1 protein-coding gene is annotated in these 639 nt (G+C 29.3%); it reads right to left on the bottom strand.

All coding sequences use genetic code 11. The annotated features are described in order from the left end of the window. Positions 1-133: 133 nt before the first annotated feature. A partial coding sequence (locus AC1DWA_RS33055; protein ID WP_477917655.1) for a hypothetical protein occupies positions 134-639 on the bottom strand: 506 nt, incomplete at its 5' end.

Here is a 639-nt window from a genome sequence, read left to right as displayed (position 1 = left end):
AGCGTATACAGCGTTTGAGCCGATGTGTCTCGAAAGGGACTCGCACGATTCTTAGGGGAGGCAGGGGCAGTAATGCCCCTAACTTACCCGACTTATTTGATAATAATTATATTTTAGCTTTTAACTAATTCAATCAGTTAAACTTTTTATACTTATAGAACTTTAAATCCTGTTTAAAAAGTTCTGTACATAGGTCAATTGTTTCTTCGTCATAGAACTTTTCATAACTTGGTAAATGACTATTAGAGATTATATCTTTAGATAAGATTTTTTCTGAATATTTCTCTAAACTATCTTCATTCTTAATTAGAGAAGATTTATGATGTGGTGATTGAACGAGTAAATCAATTGGAGAGGTCAATAAGTTATAGTAATCTTCAATATAGAATATATGTTTTTCGAAGTCTTCTAAATATATATATTGTTTTACTAGGTGTTCCTCTCCCTCTATATATTGTTGAGCAATATGTCCATCAATCGATAGAATATCACAGCCTACTTTTTTTAAAGCATAGAGAAATTGTTTAAAAGATATACCTTTAAAATTATTCATTTTAATTATTCTTGTAAATTCTTGGAAAAATTTAGCATTATGACTATTATTTGGAGTTCCAAAATGTAATATGTGTAAGAAGGAAC

The sequence above is a fragment of the Rhodococcus sp. P4_F3_2 genome (assembly GCF_056401335.1).
The sequence above is the reverse complement of the archived record's forward strand: the minus strand, read 5'-3'. Positions and strand labels throughout refer to the sequence as shown.